Source organism: Pseudomonas fluorescens, from assembly GCF_902497855.1.
Taxonomy (GTDB): Bacteria; Pseudomonadota; Gammaproteobacteria; order Pseudomonadales; family Pseudomonadaceae; genus Aquipseudomonas; species Aquipseudomonas fluorescens_BI.
This window is the reverse complement of the sequence record NZ_CABVHU010000009.1, coordinates 126127-149124: the sequence shown is the minus strand read 5'-3', so window position 1 is coordinate 149124 and position 22998 is coordinate 126127. Positions and strand designations below refer to the sequence as shown.

22 protein-coding genes and 1 pseudogene are annotated in these 22998 nt (G+C 60.2%); 12 read left to right on the top strand and 11 right to left on the bottom strand.

The annotated features are described in order from the left end of the window. Window positions 1-33: 33 nt before the first annotated feature. Window positions 34-840: a poly(3-hydroxyalkanoate) depolymerase gene (gene phaZ, locus F8N96_RS18980; RefSeq protein WP_150799090.1), complete on the bottom strand. Its 807-nt coding sequence runs from the start codon at window positions 838-840 to the stop codon at window positions 34-36. A gap of 300 nt (window positions 841-1140) precedes the next feature. On the opposite strand from phaZ, the gene F8N96_RS18975 reads away from it, so the two are divergent. Continuing rightward, window positions 1141-1545 carry a DUF3597 domain-containing protein gene (locus tag F8N96_RS18975; RefSeq protein WP_150799089.1) on the top strand — a complete coding sequence of 135 codons (405 nt, stop codon included), beginning with the start codon at window positions 1141-1143 and terminating at the stop codon, window positions 1543-1545. Window positions 1546-1637: 92 nt separating this feature from the next. On the opposite strand, the gene F8N96_RS18970 is transcribed toward F8N96_RS18975, so the two are convergent. Both F8N96_RS18970 and F8N96_RS18965 read right to left on the bottom strand, forming a co-directional pair. After that, window positions 1638-2963: an SDR family oxidoreductase gene (locus F8N96_RS18970; protein ID WP_150799088.1), complete on the bottom strand. Its 1326-nt coding sequence runs from the start codon at window positions 2961-2963 to the stop codon at window positions 1638-1640. 127 nt (window positions 2964-3090) lie between these two features. Then, window positions 3091-4062: an MBL fold metallo-hydrolase gene (locus F8N96_RS18965; protein WP_150799087.1), complete on the bottom strand. Its 972-nt coding sequence runs from the start codon at window positions 4060-4062 to the stop codon at window positions 3091-3093. A gap of 244 nt (window positions 4063-4306) precedes the next feature. Here F8N96_RS18965 and F8N96_RS18960 point away from each other — a divergent pair, with 244 nt between their 5' ends. Next, window positions 4307-4471 (top strand): KGG domain-containing protein, encoded by a 165-nt coding sequence (locus F8N96_RS18960; RefSeq protein ID WP_102136406.1) that lies wholly within the window; start codon window positions 4307-4309, stop codon window positions 4469-4471. 57 nt (window positions 4472-4528) lie between these two features. Here F8N96_RS18960 and aldA read toward each other — a convergent pair whose 3' ends face one another. From aldA to F8N96_RS18940, 4 genes are read right to left on the bottom strand one after another with little or no spacing between them, the layout of a single operon-like run. Next, window positions 4529-5962, bottom strand: a complete 1434-nt coding sequence (aldA, locus tag F8N96_RS18955) for an aldehyde dehydrogenase (protein WP_150799086.1) — start codon at window positions 5960-5962, stop codon at window positions 4529-4531. A gap of 20 nt (window positions 5963-5982) precedes the next feature. Next, window positions 5983-6783 (bottom strand): aldolase/citrate lyase family protein, encoded by an 801-nt coding sequence (locus tag F8N96_RS18950; RefSeq protein WP_150799085.1) that lies wholly within the window; start codon window positions 6781-6783, stop codon window positions 5983-5985. Between the two features lie 14 nt (window positions 6784-6797). Beyond that, entirely contained in the window at window positions 6798-7982 is a 1185-nt protein-coding gene (rhmD, locus tag F8N96_RS18945; protein WP_150799084.1) for an L-rhamnonate dehydratase, read from the bottom strand. A gap of 18 nt (window positions 7983-8000) precedes the next feature. Beyond that, on the bottom strand, window positions 8001-9296 hold the full coding sequence (locus F8N96_RS18940; RefSeq protein WP_150799083.1) for an MFS transporter: 1296 nt from the start codon (window positions 9294-9296) through the stop codon (window positions 8001-8003). A 124-nt stretch (window positions 9297-9420) separates the two neighbouring features. On the opposite strand from F8N96_RS18940, the gene F8N96_RS18935 reads away from it, so the two are divergent. Next, a complete protein-coding gene (locus tag F8N96_RS18935) occupies window positions 9421-10362 on the top strand; it encodes a LysR family transcriptional regulator (protein ID WP_150799082.1) in 942 nt (313 codons plus the stop codon). Window positions 10363-10883: 521 nt separating this feature from the next. Beyond that, window positions 10884-11153: pseudogene (locus F8N96_RS18930) on the top strand (PAS domain-containing protein); the annotation flags it as partial. 101 nt (window positions 11154-11254) lie between these two features. Here the strand turns inward: F8N96_RS18930 and F8N96_RS18925 are convergent. Further along, entirely contained in the window at window positions 11255-12610 is a 1356-nt protein-coding gene (locus tag F8N96_RS18925) for an amidase (RefSeq protein WP_150799081.1), read from the bottom strand. Between the two features lie 13 nt (window positions 12611-12623). Further along, complete coding sequence (locus F8N96_RS18920; protein WP_150799080.1) at window positions 12624-13955, bottom strand: MFS transporter; 1332 nt, start codon at window positions 13953-13955, stop codon at window positions 12624-12626. A gap of 211 nt (window positions 13956-14166) precedes the next feature. On the opposite strand from F8N96_RS18920, the gene F8N96_RS18915 reads away from it, so the two are divergent. Continuing rightward, a complete protein-coding gene (locus F8N96_RS18915) occupies window positions 14167-15204 on the top strand; it encodes a LacI family DNA-binding transcriptional regulator (RefSeq protein WP_150799079.1) in 1038 nt (345 codons plus the stop codon). Window positions 15205-15349: 145 nt separating this feature from the next. Here F8N96_RS18915 and F8N96_RS18910 read toward each other — a convergent pair whose 3' ends face one another. Further along, a complete protein-coding gene (locus tag F8N96_RS18910) occupies window positions 15350-15628 on the bottom strand; it encodes a hypothetical protein (protein ID WP_150799078.1) in 279 nt (92 codons plus the stop codon). Window positions 15629-15890: 262 nt separating this feature from the next. Here F8N96_RS18910 and F8N96_RS18905 point away from each other — a divergent pair, with 262 nt between their 5' ends. Next, a complete protein-coding gene (locus F8N96_RS18905; protein WP_150799077.1) occupies window positions 15891-16088 on the top strand; it encodes a hypothetical protein in 198 nt (65 codons plus the stop codon). 106 nt (window positions 16089-16194) lie between these two features. On the opposite strand, the gene F8N96_RS18900 is transcribed toward F8N96_RS18905, so the two are convergent. Continuing rightward, on the bottom strand, window positions 16195-17412 hold the full coding sequence (locus F8N96_RS18900) for a DUF3422 domain-containing protein (protein ID WP_150799076.1): 1218 nt from the start codon (window positions 17410-17412) through the stop codon (window positions 16195-16197). 477 nt (window positions 17413-17889) lie between these two features. On the opposite strand from F8N96_RS18900, the gene F8N96_RS18895 reads away from it, so the two are divergent. The 6 genes from F8N96_RS18895 to F8N96_RS18870 all read left to right on the top strand — a co-directional run bounded on the left by F8N96_RS18895 (window position 17890) and on the right by F8N96_RS18870 (window position 22812). After that, a complete protein-coding gene (locus F8N96_RS18895) occupies window positions 17890-18858 on the top strand; it encodes an amidohydrolase family protein (protein ID WP_150799075.1) in 969 nt (322 codons plus the stop codon). A gap of 53 nt (window positions 18859-18911) precedes the next feature. Next, window positions 18912-19664: an Asp/Glu racemase gene (locus F8N96_RS18890; protein ID WP_150799074.1), complete on the top strand. Its 753-nt coding sequence runs from the start codon at window positions 18912-18914 to the stop codon at window positions 19662-19664. A gap of 9 nt (window positions 19665-19673) precedes the next feature. Next, window positions 19674-20513: an alpha/beta fold hydrolase gene (locus F8N96_RS18885; RefSeq protein WP_150799073.1), complete on the top strand. Its 840-nt coding sequence runs from the start codon at window positions 19674-19676 to the stop codon at window positions 20511-20513. Window positions 20514-20515: 2 nt separating this feature from the next. Beyond that, window positions 20516-21562 carry a 2,5-dihydroxypyridine 5,6-dioxygenase gene (locus tag F8N96_RS18880; RefSeq protein ID WP_150799072.1) on the top strand — a complete coding sequence of 349 codons (1047 nt, stop codon included), beginning with the start codon at window positions 20516-20518 and terminating at the stop codon, window positions 21560-21562. Beyond that, a complete protein-coding gene (locus F8N96_RS18875; protein ID WP_150799071.1) occupies window positions 21559-22176 on the top strand; it encodes an N-carbamoylsarcosine amidohydrolase in 618 nt (205 codons plus the stop codon). The genes F8N96_RS18880 and F8N96_RS18875 overlap by 4 nt, the downstream gene beginning before the upstream one ends. 132 nt (window positions 22177-22308) lie before the next feature. Beyond that, the gene (locus F8N96_RS18870; protein WP_150799070.1) at window positions 22309-22812 is read left to right on the top strand and encodes a MarR family winged helix-turn-helix transcriptional regulator; all 504 of its coding nucleotides are present in this window, start codon (window positions 22309-22311) and stop codon (window positions 22810-22812) included. Window positions 22813-22998: the final 186 nt, after the last annotated feature.

Below are 22998 nucleotides of genomic sequence, written 5' to 3'. Positions count from 1 at the left end.
TAACAGGCAGTGATAAATAACGACCCTGAGCAGTCAGCGTAAAAATTCATTAATGATCGGGGCGACGTTGGGCAAGTCCGTGAGGAAGAACAAGTGTCCGTCTTCAAACACATGCAATTCCGAATTTTCAATCTGGTCAGATAATCGTTGCATGTTAGACAATGGAATGATCGGGTCATCGCTACCTGCCAACACCAATGTAGGCTGGACTATCTGGTGCAGCCAGAAAACGCTGGACCAACAGGCGATGGCCATCATTTGATAGCTGTACCCGGTGGTCACTTCGTAGGGAGATTTATCAGCGCACATGACCTTGGCGTGCAAAGTTGCGAGCTGCTTGTCATGTCGGAACTTACCCCCGTAGAGGGCAGGAGCAATGCTGGCGGCATATTCAGGATCGGTATAACGGCGCGGACTGGCCATCAAACCCAATACCTTGTAATCGGGCAGGGTAGACATCAATCCACAGGAGGTGGCCGCGAGGATAAGCTTCTTACACCTTCGTGGATAATCAAAAGCAAATTGTTGGGCGAGGAATCCACCCCAGGACAGGCCGAGAATGTTGACTTGCTCGTGTTCCAGGTAATCAAGGATTTGCGTGACGGTTTTAGCAAGTCCAGAGAACGTGTAAGTCAGGCTCGGCATGGAGGAGCCACCGACACCGGGAACGTCAAAGGCGATGACTTCCAGGTCAGGGTGCATGGCATCGACAATGGGCAACACCAGTTCAAGGCCGGAGCCGATGCCATTGAATATCATCAGGGGCGTTGTATCAGGCAAGCCTGTGCGTACGCCTACGCGAATGGTCTGGCCATTGATATTGATGTGTTTAATATTCATTTCCACACTCCTGCCTGCACCAGTTTTAATAGCGATGAATGACCTGAATTGAAGACCTTGGTGCCCAAGCAAGGGTTCAATCATTTCCGCGCCTAAAGCATTTATCAGTTTTTTTGAACGGTCGGCAGAAGTTGCATAAATCTTACACTTTGATGTTATGCAGAAAAAATTCAGTAGTACGGGCCAGTCCCTCGCGCGGCGTCTGGGAAGCCGGATAAAACTTTAGCGCAAGCGCGGGAGTCATCCATAGGTAGCCAACACTCAACAGAGGGTTGGCCATTCAATCCTGGGAGAATTCAAATGAGCTTATTCAGCACGATATTGGAAAAACTGGGGATAGGTAAACACGCGGCGTCGACGGCCGAGGCTGCTCCTGCCACGCCTGCCGCGGGTGCTTCCCCTGCTGCGCCGCAGACGTCGACTACCACCCCGACGGCTGCGATCAGCGAAGTCGACGTCGCCGCAAAACTGGAAGCCTTGGCCAGCCAGCAAGGCGGGCAGCTCAATTGGCGCACGTCGATTGTGGATTTGCTCAAACTGTTGAACATCGACAGTAGCCTGGATGCACGTAAAAAACTCGCCGCCGAGTTGCATTACACAGGCTCCACCGACGATTCGGCAGCGATGAACATCTGGCTCCACTCGGCGGTCATGAAAAAGCTGGCGGAGAATGGCGGGAAGGTTCCCGCGGATTTACTGAATTAGGATTGTCCTGCTCTACCTCTAACGCTGGTGCGTACCCTGTTCTCGGGTCGATGAACCCGAGGACGAGGGTACGTACCTTAACCATGCGCGGGTTAATCGTTCATCGATCCTTTTTGGCGATGACGCATGTACAGGCACCCGCCAAGCAACAACGCCGCGCCTGCAGCCATCAGGACTGAAGGTCTGTGCCCGGTTACTCGCCAACCTCCTTCAACCCTGCGATTGCCGCTTGGCGGGGTAAACAGATTGCCTGATGACGATTCAGACCGCGGGCTGCGTTCCAAGCCCAAGCGCGTCAACCATCCCAATAGGAACGGGAACCCCGGTACCCAGTAATGCGCCAGACGGGCTATCGTGGCAGTGCTTCCTACAGTGGTGCTGGGTTTTGGACGTAACGCACAGGCAACCATCGCCTGGGCGACGAGATGCGGATCATAGAGGGGAGGCGGTGGCTTGAGCGCATGACCGGTGAAGTTGCCAGCGTCACGAAACCCCGGTGTGTCCATGACCGCCGGATAGATGTCGCACACATGGATATCGGGGTATCCGATCAATTCCCCGCGCAACGCTTCACTCAAACCGCGCAAACCATATTTGCTGGCAGAGTAAGCCGCGGCATAAGGCTGTGCGACCCAGCTCCCCAGTGACAAGGTGTTGATCAGGGTGCCGCGTTTTTGCGCCTTGAAATATGGCCATGCCACATAGGCGCCGCGCAGGTAACCGATCAGATCCGTCTGCAACACCTGCTCATGTGCTTCAAGCGGGGTTTCCTCGAACTTGCCCACCGCTCCGACGCCTGCATTGTTGATCCAGATGTCGATGCGTCCATCGCCAAACGTGGCAGCTTGATCCGCCAGATCCCGCATCTGTTCGCTGTGTGTGACATCCGTGCAGACTGCCAACGCGCTGGCACCGCGTGCAGCACATTCCTTGACGACGTCAGCCAGCGCCGCTTCATCACGTGCACCCAGTACCAGTCGTGCGCCCTCACTCGCGAATGCATGAGCAGCCGCACGGCCGATGCCGCTGGATGCTCCGGTAATGACCACCAGTTTGTTGTAGAGCGCCCCCTTCGTGTCTACCCGCTCCACCTCAGAACGGCCTACAACCTCTGAAGAGGGTAAATCGGCTTGGGCGTTGAATCGCACTTTGCTCAGTTTCAGGCGGGCACCATCAATCAGGGTCAACGTCAGGTCTTCAATGTTGCCCGCGACTCGATCGGCAAACACCGGCTTGCCTGTGGAGTCAAGTTGGTCATACAGGAATTGCTGACCTTCCAGCCACCCGACGGCGGTCATCAATTCGGGGCCCAGGTAATATTTTCCGTCGAGAAAGAAGCCGGGGAAACTTCGGGTGTGTTCCAGGCTTTGGACGGCGTAACGCTCGCCAGGCTTCATGCCGGTCGATGAGTCGATCATGGTGACATCCTCAGGTTCGCTGGTTTGCGATAGAGGATGGGCCGCCATCAATGTTCCATCGAGATGACTGAAAGGTGGTTGAGCATTTGCGCCGCATGCGTGAGCCAACGTTGGGACTGGGTGCCACCTATAGGGCAACCCTGAAAGCACTCTTCAGCCGACCATCCCGGTCGAGGTGGTAACGTTCCAGATCGCGCGCCAGGATCAATTCACCGGTGAAACAGGCCGCTGCTTCCTCGCGGATATCCCCAATGAACGGGCTCTCATCGGGATTGGATTGATAGCGTGCACTGAAGTGGGTGAGCACCAGATTCGGTATGCCTGCCGACTCGGCAAAACGCGCCACGGCGGCGGCACTGCTGTGCCCGTAACTCTCTGCGGTGCGATCGATCAATGACTGGCAGAAGGTGGCCTCGTGCACGAGCACATCCGCGCCTGGAACCACCTTGGCCAGCAGTTCGGGGGTGTCGTTATCGCCACAGATGATGAAGCGTTGACCGGGTCGCGCAGGGCGTAAATAGTCCTGCGCACGCAGCAGGCGTCCGGCATGCTCGACCTCACGTCCATGCGCCAGCTCACCCCAGATCGGGCCGCGGGGAACGCCGTCGGCCTCCAGGCGTTGCACATCCAGGCGCGGGTCAGGATTGGATTCGGCAAATAGGTAGCCATGAGAGGGAACACGATGAGACAGGGCAACGGTGTCGACCTGGACATTGCCGTTTCGCCAGCCATTCAAAGTTTCGCTTGCATGCAAACGCACCTCGAAGGGCAGGCACGACCTGCTGACGCTCAGGCTGAGGCGCACCCAGTCATGCAGCGCAACCGGCAACACGATATCGAGCGGCTCCAGGCGCCCCGACATGCCCGCAGTGGCCAGCAGGCCGGGTAAGCCGAAGCAATGATCACCGTGGACATGGGTTATGAAGCACCCTCGAAGGTTCTTTAAAGACAGGGGTGTGCGTAACAGTTGATGCTGGGTGGCTTCACCGCAATCCACCAGATACCAGCCCTTGCCTGAGGACTCGATGAGCGCGGTGCCACTCACATTTCGATTGCGGGTAGGGACTCCTGCTGAAGTACCAAGAAATATGAGATCCATGGCCGATCCTTGATTCAGGCAGTTGATCTGACAAACAGCCAGAGGCACTGAAAAAAAATCACGATTTCTACCTCCGGCATGCGTTTCGACACCCGTGATATGAGTTTGGCTCTCCGTGACTTTCCGTCACTTTATTTTTTGCGTCTGCAGGCGGCGGGCCTGTTCCGTTTGTCGTATCGACGAGACGAAAACTTAGGGTGACGATCCAAAGTAAGTCACTATTTTTTGTCTCAGGAGATTGGCCATGACCAAACGACAAGAAACCCATCACGGCTTTTCCGACGACCCGCAAAAAGTCAAAGAGGCGGGACGCAAAGGCGAGCCAAAGGCTAATGTGGCCATCGATAAGGCAGAGAAAGCCCGGATCGGTGGACAGCACAGTCATGGAGGGACACGTGGAGAAAAATGATATCGGCTCGACCTGCTGACAGCTCCAGTCAGCAGGTCGGTGGCCTCAATGCATGGCTCAGCCTTGCAGGTACACCGCATGGGTATGGGTATATTCATACAGCCCGTGCTTGCCATCCGCGCCGCCGATACCCGACTTGCGCACACCGGCATGGAACCCCTGCATCGCTTCGAAGTTCTCGCGATTGACGTAGGTTTCGCCAAAATCCAGCTCGCGCATCGCTTGCAGGGTTTTGCTCAGGTCGCGGGTGTAGATCGACGAGGTCAGGCCATAGTCGCAGTCGTTGGCCAGGGCGATGGCTTCGTCAAGGTCATCGATGATCTGGATCGGCAGCACCGGGCCGAAAATCTCTTCGCGCATGATCTCCATGTCGGCGCGGCAGCCGGCCAGCACCGTGGGCTGGAAGTGGAAGCCGTTGGGCAGATCGGCAATCTGCCCGCCACTGATCAGACTCGCGCCCTGGCTCAATGCGGTGCGGACTTTACGATTGACGCTGTCCAGCCCCTGACGGTTGATCAGCGGGCCCATTTCGATGTCCGGTTGGGCGATCGGGTCGCCGTAGCGGGTCGCACTCATCGCCGCCGCGATGCGCTCGATAAACTGGTCGGCGACCTTGCGTTCCACGTAGACCCGCTCGGCGCAATTGCACACTTGACCACTGTTGATGATTCGAGAGTCGCGGATGGCTTTTACCGCGAGGTCGAGGTCGGCATCCGCCAGCACGATGGCCGGCGCCTTGCCGCCCAGTTCCAGATTGAGCTTGGTGATATTTGGCGCAGCAGCGGCCATGATCCGCGAGCCGGTAGCGACGCTGCCGGTGAAGCTGATCATGTCCACGCCCTTATGGGCGCTCAGTGCCGCGCCGACTCGGCCATCGCCGCAGACCACGTTGAACACGCCGGCCGGCAAGTCGGTTTCGGCGACCAGACGGGCGAACTCGAAGCAGTTGTTTGGCGTTTCTTCGCTGGGCTTGATCACGATGGTGTTGCCGGTCAGCAGCGCCGGGGCCATCTTGCGGGCGATCAGGAAGAACGGGAAGTTCCACGGCAGAATCCCGGCGACCACGCCCAGGGGTTTGCGCAGCAGAAAGATGTTTTCGTTCTGGCGGTCGCTGGTGATGATTTCGCCTTCGATGCGCCGGGCCCATTCGGCCATGTAGTCGAGGTAGTCGGCGGTGAAGTTGACTTCGACTTCTGCAAGGCCACTGACCTTGCCTTGTTCCAGGGTGATGGTGCGCGCCAGATGGGCGACGTTTTCCCGCAGCCTGGCGGCGATTCGCCGCAGATGCCCGGCGCGTTCGATCGCCGGTTTGCGCGACCAGTCTTTTTGCGCGGCGCGGGCGGCGGCGAGGGCGCGGTCGACGTCTTCGGCGGTCGACGCCGGGACCTTCGACAACAGGGCGCCAGTGGCTGGGTTGATCACGTCGAGATGGGCGGCGCTGGCCACGAATTGGCCGTTGATGAAGTTTTCGTAAACAGGCACGGACGACATTGGGACAACTCCTGGGCTGATCAGTAGGTGCGCGATGGCGCTTGCTCGGTGGCGGGCGTGCGGTAGCGCGCGAGGGTGGCCGTGGCGCCTTGGCGCAGCAGGCTGATGTCGATGGCCACCGCAATGAACTGGCAGCCCCAGCCCTGATAGCGCCGTGCATCTTCTTCGTTGGGCGCGAGGATTCCGCAGGCCTTGCCCGCTGCGAGGGTCGCGTTTACTGCGTATTCAATGCGCTCTTGAACCTCGGGGTGACCCGGATTGCCGGCATGGCCCAGACCGATGGACAAATCCGCTGGCCCGATGAATACCGCGTCGACGCCTTCGACGGCGGCAATCGCTTCGACGTTTTCAACACCCAAGCGCGATTCCACCTGAACGATCAGGCACAACTGCTCATGGGCGGTGTTGAGGTAATCGGGCACCGCGTCCCAACGCGTAGCGCGGGTCAGGCCGCCGCCGACGCCGCGAATACCATGGGGCGGGTAGCGCATGGCGCGTACCAGTGCTGCAGCTTGTTCAGCGGTTTCGACCATCGGGATCATCAGCGTCTGGGCGCCGATGTCCAGCAGTTGCTTGATCAGGTTGGCATCGCCTGTGACCGCACGCACCACCGGCGCGGTGGAGTAGGGCGCCACCGCCTGCAATTGGGCGAGCACGCCGGGCACGGTGTTCGGCGCGTGTTCGCCGTCGATCAGCATCCAGTCGTAACCGGTGGTGGCGACGATCTCGGCGGCGTAGCCGGTGGCGAATCCGGCCCAGATGCCATACTGGGTTGCGCGGTTGTTCAGCGCGGCTTTGAAAGCGTTGTGCGGCATGTTCATGACGGGGTCCTTTCTCAGCGGTTATACGGCCGATGCAGTTGGCATTCCGGGTTGAGGGTCACGCCGAAGCCGGGCTGGTCGAGTGCCGACAGGCGCATGCGGCCGTTCACCGGCACAGGTTCGCCGAGCAGTTGCGGGTGGAACATCGGCACCACTTCATCGGCTTTGGGCGCCATCATCAGGAACTCGGCGAACGGGCTGTTATGCCGTGTGGCGACAAAGTGATAGCTGTAGACCGAAGAACCGTGGGGAATGACCAGTGCGTTATGGGCGTCGGCCAGCGCCGAAATCTTCACCAGTTCGGTGATCCCGCCGCACCAGCCGACATCCGGCTGGATGATGTCGCAGCAGCCCATCTCCAGCAGCATGCGGAAACCCCAGCGGGTCGCTTCGTGTTCGCCGGTGGTGACCAACATGCCTTTGGGTACGTTGTTGCGCAGCGCCGCGTAGCCCCAGTAATCGTCCGGCGGCAGTGCCTCTTCGATCCACTTCAAACCATATTCGTGAGCACCGACCGCCAGCTTGGTGGCGTAGTTGAGGTCCAGGCTCATCCAGCAATCGAGCATCAGCCAGAAGTCCGGGCCGACCCGCTCGCGCATGGTCGCCAGTTCTTCGAGGTTTTTGCGCAGGCCTTCTTCACCTTCGGCCGGGCCATGGTGCAACGGCATCTTGCCGCCGATGAAACCCATTTTCTGTGCCAGGTCCGGACGGGCGCCGGTGGCATAGAACTGCAATTCGTCGCGCACCGCACCGCCGAGCAATTGATGCACAGGCTCCTGGCGGATCTTGCCGAGCAAGTCCCAGAGCGCCAGGTCGACGCCGGAGATCGTGTTGATGACGATGCCTTTGCGGCCGTAGTACAGGGTCGATTGGTACATCTGGTCCCAGATGCGCTCGATGTCGGTGACTTTGGCGCCTTCCAGGAAGCGCGCCAGGTGTTTCTCGACGATGTAGGCGGCCGGTTCGCCACCGGTGGTCACGGCAAAACCGACGGTGCCATCGCTGGCTTCGATCTCGACCACCAGGGTCCCGAGCACGTTGATGCCGAAGGTGCGGCGGCTCTGGCGGTACTCGGGGTATTTGCTCATCGGCGTGGCGATGTGATCGTCGATCCAGTGGCCGTCCGCCTGGTCGTGATAATCCGCGCCGCCGCCTCGCAGAGTGAAGGCGCGGACGTGCTTAATGGTTGGAATGCCCATGGTGTGACTCCTCAGGTGTTAAACGGTGGCCGGTTTTTTTGCAGCGCTCGGAATGGGCGAGCGGATGCCCAGGACCAGCAACGCGGCGATGACGGTGGTAGCGGCGAGCAGGTAGAGACCCGCGGCCGGTGAATGGAAGGCGCCTTCGGCCCAGTTCTTCAGCACCGGGGCGATGAAACCGCCAAGGGCACCGAACGAGTTGATCAGGGCGATTCCGGCTGCCGCGGCGCTGCCGGCGAGGTAGCTGGAGGGGAATGTCCAGAACACCGGTTGCACGGCGATGAAGCCGGAGGCGGCGAAGCACAGGGCGACGATGCCCAGGAACGGACTGCTGAAGGTGACCGAGCAGGCGATCCCGGCCGCCGACATCAGCAAGGTCAGGCACGCGGTGCGGCGTCGTTCGCCGGTGCGGTCGCTGTAGCCGGGGATCAGGTAGGCGGCGACGATCGCGCAGATCCATGGAATCGCCGTCACCAGTCCGACCATCAGCCCGACCTTGGTGCCGAGCAAGCCGCCGACCTGGGTGGGCAGGTAAAACACCACGCCGTAGACGCTGGCCTGGATCAGCAGGTAGATCAGGCACAGGTACAGCACCGAGGGTTGGCACAACACGTTGAGCAGGCTGCGGCCGTGATTTTGTTTATGGCTGTCTTCCTGGTCGAGCAGGGTCTGGATCTGCAAGCGTTCTTCAGCGGTCAGCCACTTGGCGTCAGCGGGGCGATTGTCCAGGTACCAATAGGCCCAGATGCCCACGGCCGTCGCCATCAGGCCTTCCACTGCAAACAGCCATTGCCAGCCATGGAAACCGGCGAAGCCATCCATCTCCAGGAGCAGGCCCGACAGCGGGCTGCCGAAGATGAACGCCAGTGGCGCGCCAAAGTAAAAGAACCCCATGGCCTTGCCGCGCACGGCGTTGGGGAACCAGTAGGTGAGGTAAAGGATGACGCCTGGGAAGAAGCCGGCTTCGGCCACGCCCAGCAAAAAGCGCAGGACGTAGAAGGTGGTTTCGTTATGGGCGAAGACCATGGCCGCGGACACGAGGCCCCAGGTGACCATGATGCGGCACATCCACAGACGGGCGCCGACGCGGTGCAGGATCAAATTGCTCGGCACTTCGAGCAGCGCGTAGCCGACGAAGAACACCCCGGCGCCGAAGGCGAAGGCGGCGTCGCTGATCCCGGTGTCGGCTTGAAAGGCTTGCTTGGCGAACCCGACGTTGGCACGGTCGAGGAAGGCCATGATGTACATCAGCAGGAGAAACGGCAGGAGCCGCCAGGAAATTTTGGCGAGCAGAGGCGCGGGTAGAGTCTTCATCGCAGTTTTCCTTTGGTAGGCATTTGTTCTTATGGGAAAGACTGTACGACCGCAGATCTATGCGTTACAAATCGAATTTAGCTTACAACTGATACCCTTAGGGTATCGATAACAAAGGCCCGCCATGACCACGCCGACCATCTCCCGCAGCCTGCTCAACCGCCTGCGCTACAAGCATTTGCACATGCTGGTGGCACTGAGCAGCAGTCAGAACCTGCACCGCGCCTCCCAAACCCTGAGCATGTCGCAACCAGCGGCAACCCGCATGCTGCATGAGATCGAGGACATGTTCGGCTGCGATCTGTTCGAGCGCCTGCCGCGGGGGATGCGGCCAACAGCGCTGGGCAGTGAGTTGATCCGTTTCGCCGAGTCAGCCATCAGCGGCCTCGATCGTTGCGCCGAAGACCTGATCGCGAGGCAGCAGGGCGGTTTCGGTTACCTGTCCATCGGCACCATCATGGGCGCCGCGCCGGACCTGGTGATGGATTCGATTGCCGAAATCAAGGCGCTCAATCCACAGCTGCGAATTCGCATCATGGGTGACACCAGCGATCAGGTGATCCAGTTGCTTGAGCAGGGTCGCATCGATCTGGCCATCGCCCGGCGCAATGCCGCCACCGACAGTGAACATTATGAATTCGAACAACTGGGCAACGAACGCCTGCTGGTCGTGGTGCACGCCGGTCATCCCCTGGCCCGGCGCAACACACTGGAACTGTCGGAACTGGTCAGCGGCTGGCCGTGGATCCTGCAACCGGAAACCAGCCCTGCGCGAATCGGTCTGGATCAGGCTTTGCAGCGCCTGGCCTTGCCGTTGCCGGCGGACATCATCGAATGCAGCTCGGTGTACTCGATGCAGCAATTGATTCAACTGACCGATGCGATCATGGTGCTCTCGGAAACCGCGTTGCGCGACTACCTGAAAATGGGCCTGGTGGTGGCGCTCCCGGTAGAACTCGACGTGCAACTGGCGCCGTTCGGACTGCTGCTGCGCAAGGGCGAACACATCAGTCGGGAGTTGGGTTTGTTCATCGATTTGCTGCGCCGAAAAGCGCAGGTTTTTTGAACGCAAACAGAACAGTGCCCGCCATCGAGCGGGTATTTATTGCCTGAACAACAATAATGAGCGAACAGATCAATCAGCGTCGAAGGCGGACCTTCTCCCAGCTGCGGTCAACGTAAAACGATCCCGTATCGCCGCGAATGGAATATAGCGTCGCTCGGTAGAAGGCTGTTCGGCGAGAGCAGTGCAGCCCGCGCAGTTTTTCGTAGGCCCATTTCCAACCGTGCTTAGGTTCGCTGCTCATAGTGCTCCCTCCACCGATGTCATCCGTTCCTTGATCGTAGCTGGTAGCTAATTAGTGGCCAACCATTGTTTTCAGGCGTCAAAAAATCGTCCTGGAGACGAGCGGATTTATCTTTTACCTGATGAAACGAATGCCGGTGAAGTCAGTTAGCGGCGTGGGTAATTATTGGCGGAGTGAACGGCTGCCCGACTGTGCGCAGGCCTGATAGTCTGCAGAATTCCTCGCCGCCGTCCTGCGCGATCAGGCATGATCAAGCTATATGAACCGGACCCACTGACCTATGGCCGTTGATTTGCAAGCGCTCTACCCCAAACTGATCCATCTGATGCTGGACACGGTCTTTGTGGTTGATAGGGATAATCAGATTGCATTTGTGAGTGATGCCTGTGAGGCACTGCTCGGTTACCGTGCCGACGAGCTGACCGGTACCCCGATCACCGACTATATGCATCCTGATGACCTGGCGGTCACACGAGCCTCCATTATCCGGGTCATGAACGGTCAACCCCACTTCGATTTCCGCAACCGCTATATCCGCAAGGACGGCGGTGATGCCGATACGCTGCTCAGCCACGCCGATGGCGATATGTACCGGATAAAAAGGCACCGTTCTGCAACGGGGTGACGGGCCTGCAGCGATTCGCCGGCCCGTTAGTCCCGCACGAATCGCTGCGCCATCACCCGCAACAAACGATCATCCTCTCCCGCTGCGCCAATCACCTGCAGCCCCACCGGCATTCCCCTCACCAATCCCACCGGCAGGCTGATCGCAGGCAGCCCGGTGAGATTCCAGGCACTGGTATGGCTGAGCAGCGCGGCGCGCACATCGACGTCCTGCTCAGCAACCCGGACCTCGCGCGCATCGACCGCTGTCGCGGTAATCGGCACGCTGGGCGAGACCAGGAAGTCATAGCGCTCGAACAAGCGCGCCATTGTCGCCTTGAGCCGTGCCTGGCTGGCTTGTGCGCGAATGTATTGCCAGCCCCTGACTTCACGGGACAATTCGAGGCGCTCGCGTACCTCCTGCTCGAACATGTGCGGTGCATCCTGCATGCGTTCGGCATGCAGATCGAAGGCCTCGGCGCGTTGCAGCACCAGCAAGGTGTCTTTCATGGCGGCCGCCAGCGGCTCCAGTTCGGCAGTATCCTGCAGCGCCTCGCCAAACAGCTGCTGCGCCGCCTGGTACACCTGCCGATCCAGCTCGGCGTCGACCGGGCCGAAGCTGCCGGTGGTGATCCAGCCAACCCGTAGCGGTCGAGGGTTGGCCACCGGTGCACAAACTCGCCCAGCGACCACTTCGAACAGCAGGCGCGCATCCTCGACGTGGTTGGCGATCGGGCCCACGTGGTCAAGGCTCGCCGACAGCGGGAACACCCCCTGCAGCGGCACGCTGGCAAACGATGGCTTGAAGCCGACCGTTCCACACAACGCCGCCGGAATACGGATCGACCCGCCGGTGTCGGTGCCCAGCGCCAGCGGCACCATGCCGCTGGCCACCGCAGCAGCGCTGCCGGCGCTGGAGCCGCCAGTGATGCAGTTGGCATCCCAGGGGTTACGTGCCGCGCCCTGCAGCGAGCGATCGCCGGTCGGGCCGTAGGCGAATTCGTGGGTCAAGGTTTTGCCGACAATGACCGCGCCCGCCTCGCGCAGGCGCTGCACGCACAGCGCATCGCGGCTCGGCTTGAAGCCTGCGAAATGCGCCGAACCGTAGGTGGTGACGTAGTCGCAGGTGTCGATGTTGTCTTTGACCGCCACCGGTATGCCGTGCAGAGGGCCCAGGTCCAGGCCCTGGGCGAACAGCTCGTCGGCCTTGCGCGCCTGGGCCAGCGCCACCGGGGCATCGACCTGAACGAAGGCGTTCAGGATCGGATTCAGACGCTCGATGCTGTCCAGGGCGGCCTGGGTCAACTCGACACTCGTCAGGCTGCCCGCGCGCAGACGCTCGGCCAGCACGATGATCGATTGACCAAAGAAATATCCAACGTGAGGAGGCTTTACCAAGCTCATACAAACAACTCCATCAAACTGCTGCGGGTAAAGGGGAAGGGCTGATAGGCCGACTGCCGGGACGCACCATCAGCATCGCGCTCATGCCCAGTGCAGTGGCCACCGCCGCTGCCACGAACATCGACGAGTAGCCATAGCGCACGGTCAGGTAGCCGGTCAGCATTGGCGCGATGAACGACGCGGTGTTGGCGATGAAATGGGTCATGCCGCTGTAGGCGCCGACCCGGTTGGACGGCGCGGTGTCGATCACCACGGCCCAGTAGACCGAGTTGGGCAGCGCGTTGAGGGCGTTGGCCAGGGTCATCAGGGCAATCACGCCCCACACGGTCTGGGCCTGCGATACCAGGATGAAGCAGAGCGTGGTCAACAACAGGCAGGTCGCGGCAAGCCAGCTGCGTGCTACTTTCAGGTTGCCGGTGCGGCGCAGCAACAGGTCGGAGATCTTGCCGCCCAGGAGCACGGTGAAGCAGGCGCCGGTCCACGGAATCATGCCCATGTACCACAGCGAAGACAGGTTGTAGTGAAACTCGTCCTGCAGGTATTTGGGGGTCCAGGTCAGCAGCAGGAACGTCACGTACACGAACGAGAAGTAACCGACCGCGTTGAGCATCAGGTCCTTGTTCTTGAAGAAATGCCATATCGGCGCAACGCTGGTGGTCGGGGTTGAAGCATTGGCTGCCGCGGCGCGTTCCCGTCGCAGGAAGTCGAGCTCGGCCTTGGACACCCGCGGGTTTTCATCGGGGGTGTTGGTGAAGCGCGTCATGAAGAAAATCAGCAGCGCCAGGCTGACCACGCCCAGCACCACGAACATGCTGCGCCAGCCGCCAGTCAGGGTTTGCAGGCCTACCGCCACCGGGGCGGTGAGCAGCGCGCCCAGTGGAGTGCTGAGCAGTCCAACCGAGACCACGAAGCCGCGCTCCTTGGGCGTGGCCCAGTTGGCCACGCTCTTGTTGATCACCGAGTAGGCCGGGCCTTCGGCAAAGCCGAACAGCACGCGGATAGTGGCGAAACCGGCCATGGCCGAGCCTCCCATGAATGCCAGCCCGAGGTCACCGGCAAACGCGGTGGCGATCTCGAAAATCGACCAGGTGGCACCCGCAATCAGCCAGATACGCTTGGCGCCAAAGCGGTCGGCCAGGATGCCGCCGATCAACGCCCCGAGAATGTAGCCGTAACCGAAGTAACCCAGGACTTTGCCCCAGTCGGCCTTGTCGAAACCGTACTCCGGGAGAATGCTCGCCGAGGCATAGGCAATCGCGCCGCGGTCAATGTAGTTGAGCAATGCCATCAGCATGATCAGGAAGAAAATCTGGTAGCGGAAAGACGGAATAGCTGCGCTCTTCATAGGGATCTGACTCTTCAAAATGATGGCAGAAGTCAAAAAGTCGGCCGCGTCCGGCGTATTTTTATTGTCTTACCCAAACGTTTGGGTTGACGAAATGTAGTGAGAGAAAAAGTTTTAGTCAATCGTTTGGGTAAAGGTTTATTTCTGGGCCGACGCACCGATTGAGGTAGAATCGCGCGCTAAATAATGGACGGTTGGAAGCCCCTCAGACATGCCGAATCAATCTCGCCCCGCCACCCTGAAGTCCATGGCGACTGCACTCGGGTTGCACGTCTCCACGGTGTCACGGGTGCTCAATGGCGACCCGACCGGGGTTGAGCGAGCGGCGTCGGCCGAGGTGGTGGCGCGTATCCGCGCCTTGGCCAAGGAACTGGATTATCGGCCGAACACCCAGGCATCCAACCTGAAATTGCGCAAAAGCCAGGAGATCTGCGTGCTCATGCCGCGCCTCACCGACCTGGTAATGGCGACCATTTATGACAGCATCGACAGTGCCGCCGAGCAGGCGGGCTACCTCACCTTCGTCTCCAATACCGACGACCAGCAACCGCGCCAGATGGCCCGTGCCGAGCACGCCTTGCGCCGCTCGGTGGCCGGGCTGATCGTGGGTGACTCCCACGTAGGGGAAACCCAGCCCCTGCTCGACCTGCTTGCACGCAAGCACATCCCCTACGTGCTGGTCAGCCGGCAGATTGCAGGACACCTCTCGGCGGCCAGCGACGACGAATTGGGCGGCTGGTTGGCGGCCGAACACTTGTATCGACTGGGCTGTCGCGATGTGGCGATCCTGGCTGGCGAACGGCATGCGTCCACCGGGGCTGATCGTACCCGCGGGTTCATCCGCTATTACCGCGAGCAAGGTATCGCCCTGCGCCCGGAGTGGGTCCTCAATGGTCCTTTTGACAGCCACACCGGACACCAGCAAGGCGAATATCTGTTGGGGCTCAAACCGCGCCCGCAGGCGTTTTTCGCGGTCAACGACTTCCTCGCCATTGGCCTGATGGGCGCTGCCCGCGACAAAGGCTTGCAGCCAGGCAAGGACATTGCCGTGGTCGGCTACAACGACATCCCGTTGGCCAACGAACTGATCGTGCCACTGACCAGCGTGCGCCTGCCGCTGGCGCAGATGGGCCGGCATGCGGTGGAGTTGCTGCTCAAGCGCATCAAGGGCGAGGTCGCGGAGTCGATCATCCTTGCGCCGCAGTTGCAGGTGCGGGCGAGTTCCTCGCTGTTGCACCGCGTTGACTGAGAGGGGCAAAAGTGGTTGAACTTATACGCAGAGTCGGTCAATGGCGTGATGCTGGGGCAAGGCATCAACTGACCGATTGAACGTTAACTGCGACGCCGTGTGTGGACACGGCTTCGCGCAGCGCATCATCTCGCGGAGGCGGCAATCAGTTCGCCGTACCCCGCGCCCCTCCCATCCGGCGGTTGGACTTTTCTTCGAGCTGGATAGCGAAATCCATGGCCTCCCGGTAACTACGGAAGTCCCAGGTCTTGCCCGTGTATCGCTCGACGACATGGAAGGTGCCGAGCCCTATGGCCACCACCTGGAAGCGCACACCGCGGCGCGATTTCTGGCGCTTGCGCTGGAAGAAGTCGATGGGTGCTACTTCGGAGTGGACGAGCAGGGTGTCTAGCTCATCGATACGCTGCACAAAGGATGGATGCATGTCTGATCCTCTTGGTGGGTAGCCTGTATGCGTAAGCACTCGTGCCGCTAGTTGCTTGCCAATGCAGGCAGAGGTGAGTGGGACTAAAGGGTGATGGATCTGTTCAGGCGAGTACAAAGGGTGCCCTAAAATAGATAAGTCCATTTTTTGGCCATCGCGCCGTTTTTTCCATGCCGTTCGTCCAAAGTCCGGCATTTGTGAGTGTCTTGCAGTATTTAATGTTCAAGCACATACATCGCGCGCATCAGAACGGAGATCGAACATGGACATTGATGAAAATGCTCCAGGAAACATATCTCAGAAGGGCGTAACGAGCGGTACGGATAACGAAGCAGGCCATGACCCCAGGCGCAATGAAACTGAAGTGCCGTTGCCTGCGGACGACGAAGCACCGGTGGATGAAGAATTGGCGGAGTTGGAGGCCAACAATTCGGTGCCCAGCGGGCATCCCAATCCCTGATGACCAACGCAGCCACGGCGGCCCCGCCGTGGTCTCGACGTCGATAACCGGTTAGTGCGACGGATGAATCAGCACCAGTAGCCCGTCCATCCTGCGATGTGCTGCATCAGTGCCCTTTGACTTTCTTGATGCGCAGCACAATGAGCGCAAGGATGCCGATCGCGAGGGGGGTCATGGCCAGCATGGCCTCCCGTGGGGCCACCTCGACTCCGAGCAGGTGCAACCCCGAATAGCCAAGCTTGAGCAGGCTCAGCAGGTAGTAGGTGATGGCGATGATCGACAGGCCTTCCACCGCGCGCTGGATCTTGATCTGGGCATCGGCGCGGGCGTTCAGGCTTTTGAGGATCTCCGAATTCTGTTCTTCCATTTCCACCTGGACCCGGGCCTGCAACAGATCGCCCAGGTTGGCCACGCTTTTGGCCAGGTGCTCCAGGCGCTGTTCGGTGGCGGTGCAGTACCTGACGGTAGGCTTGAAGCGGCGATCGATGAACACCCCTAGCCGCTGGCAATCCCCCACGTGACTTTCCCGTAGTTCGCCCAGGCGCTCGAACACCAGCTGGGCGTAGGCCTGGGTGGCGCTGAGGCGATGGCGGGTTTTCGCGGTACAGCTGACCACCTGGGCCGAAAGGCTGGAGATGTCCGCCAGCAGGGCTTTCGCGTTACCGCTGTCTGCGTCGGCGTTTCGCCCGGACAGCGTGACCAGGGTCTGGTCAAAGACGTTGAGTTGCGCGCTCAAGGTCTTGGCCGTGATCAAGGCCAGCGAGGCCATCATCCGGTAAGTCTCGATTTCCAGCAGGCGGCGGATCATCCGTCCCTGGCGGTAGGCGTTGAGGCGCCGGTTGACGAACAGCAGGCGGTTGCTGCCGTCCTCCCTGAGGCGAAAATCGCTCCAGACCACCGCATCGCCGCCGCCCACGCAGGAACCGCACGGGTCCTTGAAACCGTAGCTGGCGAGGTCCAGGCCGGCTTCGCCACGCACGACGATCTGTACCGAGTTGATCAGCTTTGGCAGGTGCCCTTCGACCTTTTGCGCCAGCACCTCGGGCAGCGAGGTCCAGGACAGGTCATCGCAGGAGGAAGTGACCACCAGGGTCAGGGTGAAGAACTCGGCGTGGCGTTCCCATTTCAGGGCGTGGCCCTCGAGTCGGGTGATGCCCTGGGCGGCATGAGGATCGATCGGACCAGGGCAGCAGCGCTCCAGCAGCGCATTGCATTCCGGTTCTTCGCCGAGAAAGGCCATGTGGAACACATGGGCCGGCTCGTCGAAATACAGTGACGGACGCGCGTGCAGTTCGTTGTGCAGGGTTTGTCTTTGCGGATGCATGCTGTTCAGGCCAGGTTGGTCGACTGTTAGTGGGACTGGTGGGCGAACTCGCGAGTCACTTGCAGTCATCGATACTTTTCTGGCGATTGTGTAGGAGCCGGCTTGCTGGCGAAGGCGTCTGCTTGGGCACTGCTAGGCTTGAGGCCGCTTTCGCTGGCAAGCCAGCTCCTACAGGGGGCAGCTGTGTGCCGATGAATTGTGGTCAACGCCTGCGCATGGCCTGTCGCTGAGCGCCGGGGTATTTGCCAAATACTTTGACAATCCACCTGTCATCTGCAACGATAATTTTGTCAGTGTACTGATTGTATTTGGCGCATTGGCAATTTACCGAAAGCACGTGATGTAGCTGGGCACGCTCCGCCTCCGAGTCGATTGATGCATCAGTCCGGCCGGCCAAAATGATCAGTATACTGATCTTATGGGTGCCTTGAGGCGAGGCGCAGCAGTGAGTTCTGAACCTTCTGACAGGGCTTTACGATGGAAACCACCAAATTGCGCAAGATAACGTTCGAAGAGCATTTCATGACCCCGGGGTTCGAGGGGTACTCCAAAAGCTTCACTCAACATATCAAACCTGAAGTATTCGCCAGGCTGAGCGCGCAGTTGAGCGATTTCGATGAGCTTCGCCTGAGTGAGATGGATCGCTACGGCATCGATTTCAGCATCTTGTCGCAGACCGGTCCCGGGGTTCAAGGCGAGCAGGATTTCAAGCAGGCGCTGGCGCAAGCCCAGCGCAGCAACGATTACCTGGCGCAACAGGTACAACGTCATCCGACGCGCTTCGGCGGTTTCGCCAGCTTGCCCATGCACGATCCGAAACTGGCGGCCGCCGAGCTCACCCGTGCGGTCAAGGACCTGGGATTCAAGGGCGCATTGGTCAATGGCCATACCCAGGGCATGTATTACGACGACCCTTCCTATGATGAGTTCTGGGCCTGCATGCAGGAACTTGACGTGCCTTTTTACCTGCACCCGTCAGATGCCTATGTGTTCCCCCAGGTATTCGACGGCCATCCGCAAATGCGTGGCGCGGCATGGGGCTGGGGGGTTGAAACGGCCAGTCATGCCTTGCGCCTGCTGTTCGGTGGGGTGTTCGATCGTTTTCCCGACCTCAAGGTCATTCTCGGTCACATGGGCGAAGGCCTGCCGTTTATCCCGTGGCGCCTCGACAATCGCTTCGCGGTTTACCCCCATGGCGTGCATCTGGAGCGAGCGCCCTCGGAATACATCGGCAGCAATATCCTGATAACCACATCCGGGGTTTGCTCGCCGTCCGCCTTGAAATGTGCACTGGCGGAGTTGGGCCCGGAAGCGGTGATGTTCTCCGTCGACTACCCCTACGAGTCTACGGCCGTTGCCGTGGAGTTCATCGATTCGGTTGATATCGAGGAAGAGGTGCGTGCCCGGATCTGTCATGGCAACGCCGCACACCTGTTCAAGCTCTGAATCTGCCAACGCCACACTGACCACGACAATCTGCTAATACCGAGACCTTAATCATGACCAAGCTCCTGCGCATCGGGCAAATCGTGCCCAGCTCCAATACCACCATGGAAACCGAAATCCCTGCGATGCTGGCCGCCCGCCAGTTGATCCGGCCCGAGCGCTTTACGTTTCACTCCAGCCGTATGCGCATGAAGCATGTGTGCAAGGAAGAGCTGGCGGCGATGGATGCTCAATCCGACCGCTGCGCCCTCGAGTTGTCCGACGCGCGTGTCGATGTCCTCGGCTACGCCTGCCTGGTGGCAATCATGTCCATGGGCAGGGGGTACCATCGCGAGTCTCAACAACGCTTGAGCCAAGTGACCCGGGATAACGATTCCCCGGCGCCGGTGATTACCAGTGCGGGTGCCTTGGTGGACGGCATCAAAGTGCTCGGCGCCAAACGCATCGCTTTGGTGGCGCCCTATATGCGGCCGCTCACGGAGCTGGTGGTCGACTATATCGAGCACGAAGGCATCGAAGTCAAAGTCTGGCACGCGCTGGAAATCCAGGACAATCTGGCGGTCGCTCGCCATGATCCGGCCAACCTGCCAGGCATCGTTGCCGGCCTGGACCTTACGGGTGTCGATGCCATCGTCCTGTCGGCCTGCGTGCAAATGCCTTCGTTGAGCGCAGTGGCTACGGTTGAGGCACAAACCGGAAAGCCGGTGTTGACCGCCGCCATCGCCACGACCTACGCCATGCTCAAGGCACTCAACCTCGAGCCGATCGTTCCCGGTGCCGGCGCTCTGCTGTCCGGTGCCTACTGAGGAAGTGCCATGAGTCAATTTCTCTATGGCGCCAACATCCGCGCCAATGATATCCGTCAACATTACTTGCGCTTTGGCGGCGCCAGCGCTGAGCGGGCCGCGCGTGACCCGGTCATCATCATTCCCGGCATCACCAGCCCGGCGGTGACCTGGGCTTTTGTCGCCGAGCGCTTCGGCCAGGCTTTCGACACCTATGTGCTGGATGTGCGGGGGCGGGGGCTTTCCGAGTCCGGTGCGGATCTGGACTATAGCGTGGAGGCCCAGGCCGCTGATGTCAGCGCGTTTGCCCAAGCCCTGGGTTTTTCCCGTTTCAGTCTGGTCGGGCACTCCATGGGCGCGCGCATTGCCGCGCGGCTGGCGCGCAACAGTGGCGCCGGCCTGGCTCGCATGGTGCTCGTCGACCCACCCGTCTCGGGCCCCGGTCGACGCGCCTACCCGTCGCAATTGCCGTGGTATGTCGACTCGATTCGCATGGCTCAAGCCGGGATGAGCGCTGATGACATGCGCGCCTTCTGCCCGACCTGGACCGATGAGCAATTGTCCCTGCGCGCCGAGTGGCTGCACACCTGTGACGAGCGCGCGATCAAAGCCAGCTTCGAGGCGTTTCATACAGAGGATTTTCATGCCGACCTGCGTCACGTCACCTGCCCGGCACTGCTGATGGTGGCCGAAAGAGGCGGGGTGATACTGGACGCGGATATCGAGGAAATCCAGGGGTTGGCGACCGACCTGGCAGTCGTCCGGGTGGCCGATGCCGGGCATATGATCCCTTGGGACAACGCAGAGGGGTTCTATCGGGCGTTCGACAGTTTTCTCGGGGCTGCACTGCCCTCGGTCAATGGAGAATAAAGATGGCTGTCAGCGATTATGATTTGATCGAAGCCTGGAAGCACGTGCTCACCCTCAGCGATCTGCAGCGCGGGCAGAGTGTGACCATCCTGACGGGGGCCGATACTCATCCGCAAACATTGCGCACGGCTCAAGTGGCGTGTCAGGCCCTGGGGGCGATCGTCAATCGCCTGGATCTGCCGCCGGTCAACGGTGAGAAGGCGCTGAGCCGGGACTCCCTGGCGTACCTGGGGGTCACGCCGTTGACGGGTAATGCGCCAGCGCTGGCGGCCTTGAAAGCCAGCGATCTGGTGCTGGACCTGATGACGTTGCTGTTCTCGCCCGAGCAGCACGAAATCCTGGCCAGCGGTACCCGGATACTGTTGGCGGTGGAGCCGCCGGAAATCCTGGTGCGCCTGCTGCCTACCGTCGCTGATCGACAACGGGTACTGGCGGCGGCTGCGCTGATAGAGCGCGCCAGCCAGATGCATGTGACCTCGGCGGCCGGTACGGCGCTGACCTGTCCATTGGGCGAGTTTCCGGCGATCAGTGAATATGGCTTTGTCGATGCACCCGGTCGCTGGGATCACTGGCCCAGCGGTTTCGTGCTGACCTGGCCCAACGAGCTGGGCGCCAATGGGCGGATTGTGATCGACCGCGGCGATATCCTGCTGCCCCATAAGTCCTATGTGCAAGATCCGATCGAGTTGCAGGTCAAAAATGGCTACGTGACCAGCATCGAGGGCGGCGTGGAGGCTGCGTTGTTGCGCGACTACATGGCGGTGTTCAACGACCCTGAGGCGTATGCGCTGTCTCATATCGGCTGGGGCCTGCAGCCGCGTGCACGCTGGTCGACCCTGGGGTTGCTCGATCGAGAAGCCCATATCGGGATGGATGCCCGTGCTTACGAAGGCAACTTCCTGTTCTCCATGGGCCCGAATAACGAAGCGGGCGGCAATCGCACCACGGCTTGCCACATCGATATCCCGCTGCGTGATTGCACGGTGCGTCTGGATGACCTTGTGGTCGTCGAAAAAGGCCGGGTAATGGACCGAGGGAACATGCAATGAGCGAAAAACTGAAGACTTACGAGCGCCAGGGTTTTGGCACGCAGATAGAGCTGCCGGGGCCCTATGGGCTGTTGATCATCGACCTGGTTGAAGGTTTTGCCGACCCGGCGATCTTCGGCGGCGGCAATATTCCCGAGGCGATCGAGCGTACCAGGCCGCTATTGGCTTACGCGCGCGATAAAGGCTGGCCGGTGGCTCACAGCCGCATTGTCTTCGCCGATGATGGCGCCGATCGCAATGTATTTACCCTGAAAATACCTTCGATGCTGACGTTGCTCGAACACGAGCATCGAAGCGCCATTGTGCCGTCGCTGACGCCGATCGAGGGCGAGCTGGTGGTGCGCAAGACCCTGCCTTCAGCCTTCTTTGGCACGGACCTGGCCGCCTGGCTCAACTTCAATGGCGTGCGTACGCTGCTGGTGGCCGGGGCCGTCACCAGCGGTTGTGTGCGCGCCAGTGTGGTCGACGCCATGAGCCATGGCTTTCGCCCGCTGGTGGTGTCTGATTGCGTCGGTGATCGGGCGCTGGAGCCCCATGATGCGAATCTCTTCGACATGGCGCAAAAGTACGCTGCAGTCATGACCCTGGAGGAAGCGCTCGCGACAGTGGGTTGATCGAACACAGGGTCTGTCATCGAGCATTGCCCCTGGGCAAATGGCTCGATGACAGACCCTGCTCGCAACGTGACCGTGCCAAGGGACCCATGGTACGGTTATGCTTGGCGCCATTTATAACTAGGACATTACATGACAGCCCTTGGTAGTGCGACACCCGACTCTGAACTGGATGATCCGGCCAAAGAGCTTCTTTGGGGGCGCCCGGGGTTTCTCGTACGCCGCCTGCATCAGATCCATGTCGCATTGTTCTTCGAAGAATGCAAAGGGATGAATATCACCCCCGTTCAATATGCCATTCTCACGACCCTTTCGGTCATGCCCGGGCTGGACCAGACAGCGCTGGCCCAGGAGGTCGGACTTGACCGGACCAATACCGCTGATGTGGTCAAGCGTCTCGAAACCCACGAATTGCTGTATCGCCAGCCGGATCCCAATGACCGGCGTACGCGCAACGTGTTTCTTACTCAGCAGGGTAAGGACGCGGTGGTACTCATGCATGAAAGCATGGCCAGGGCTCAGGAGCGGATGCTCCAGCCGTTGCGTCCGGCCCAGAAGAAACAGTTCATGGGCTTGTTGGCCATATTGGTGGAATCCAACAACCAGTACAGTCGAACGGTATTGCGCGGGCTTTGATCGGTGGCTGGCTCGGGGACATGATGTAGGAGCGAGCTTGCTCGCGAAGGACGTTAACGATGACAAGGGCGGCCTGGAAGGACGCGGTGCCCTTGAGTTTTTCGCGAGCAAGCTCGCTCCTGCACGGCGATGGACGTTAACGATGGCGAGGGCTGCCTGGGAAAACGCGGCGCCCTCAAGTTTTTC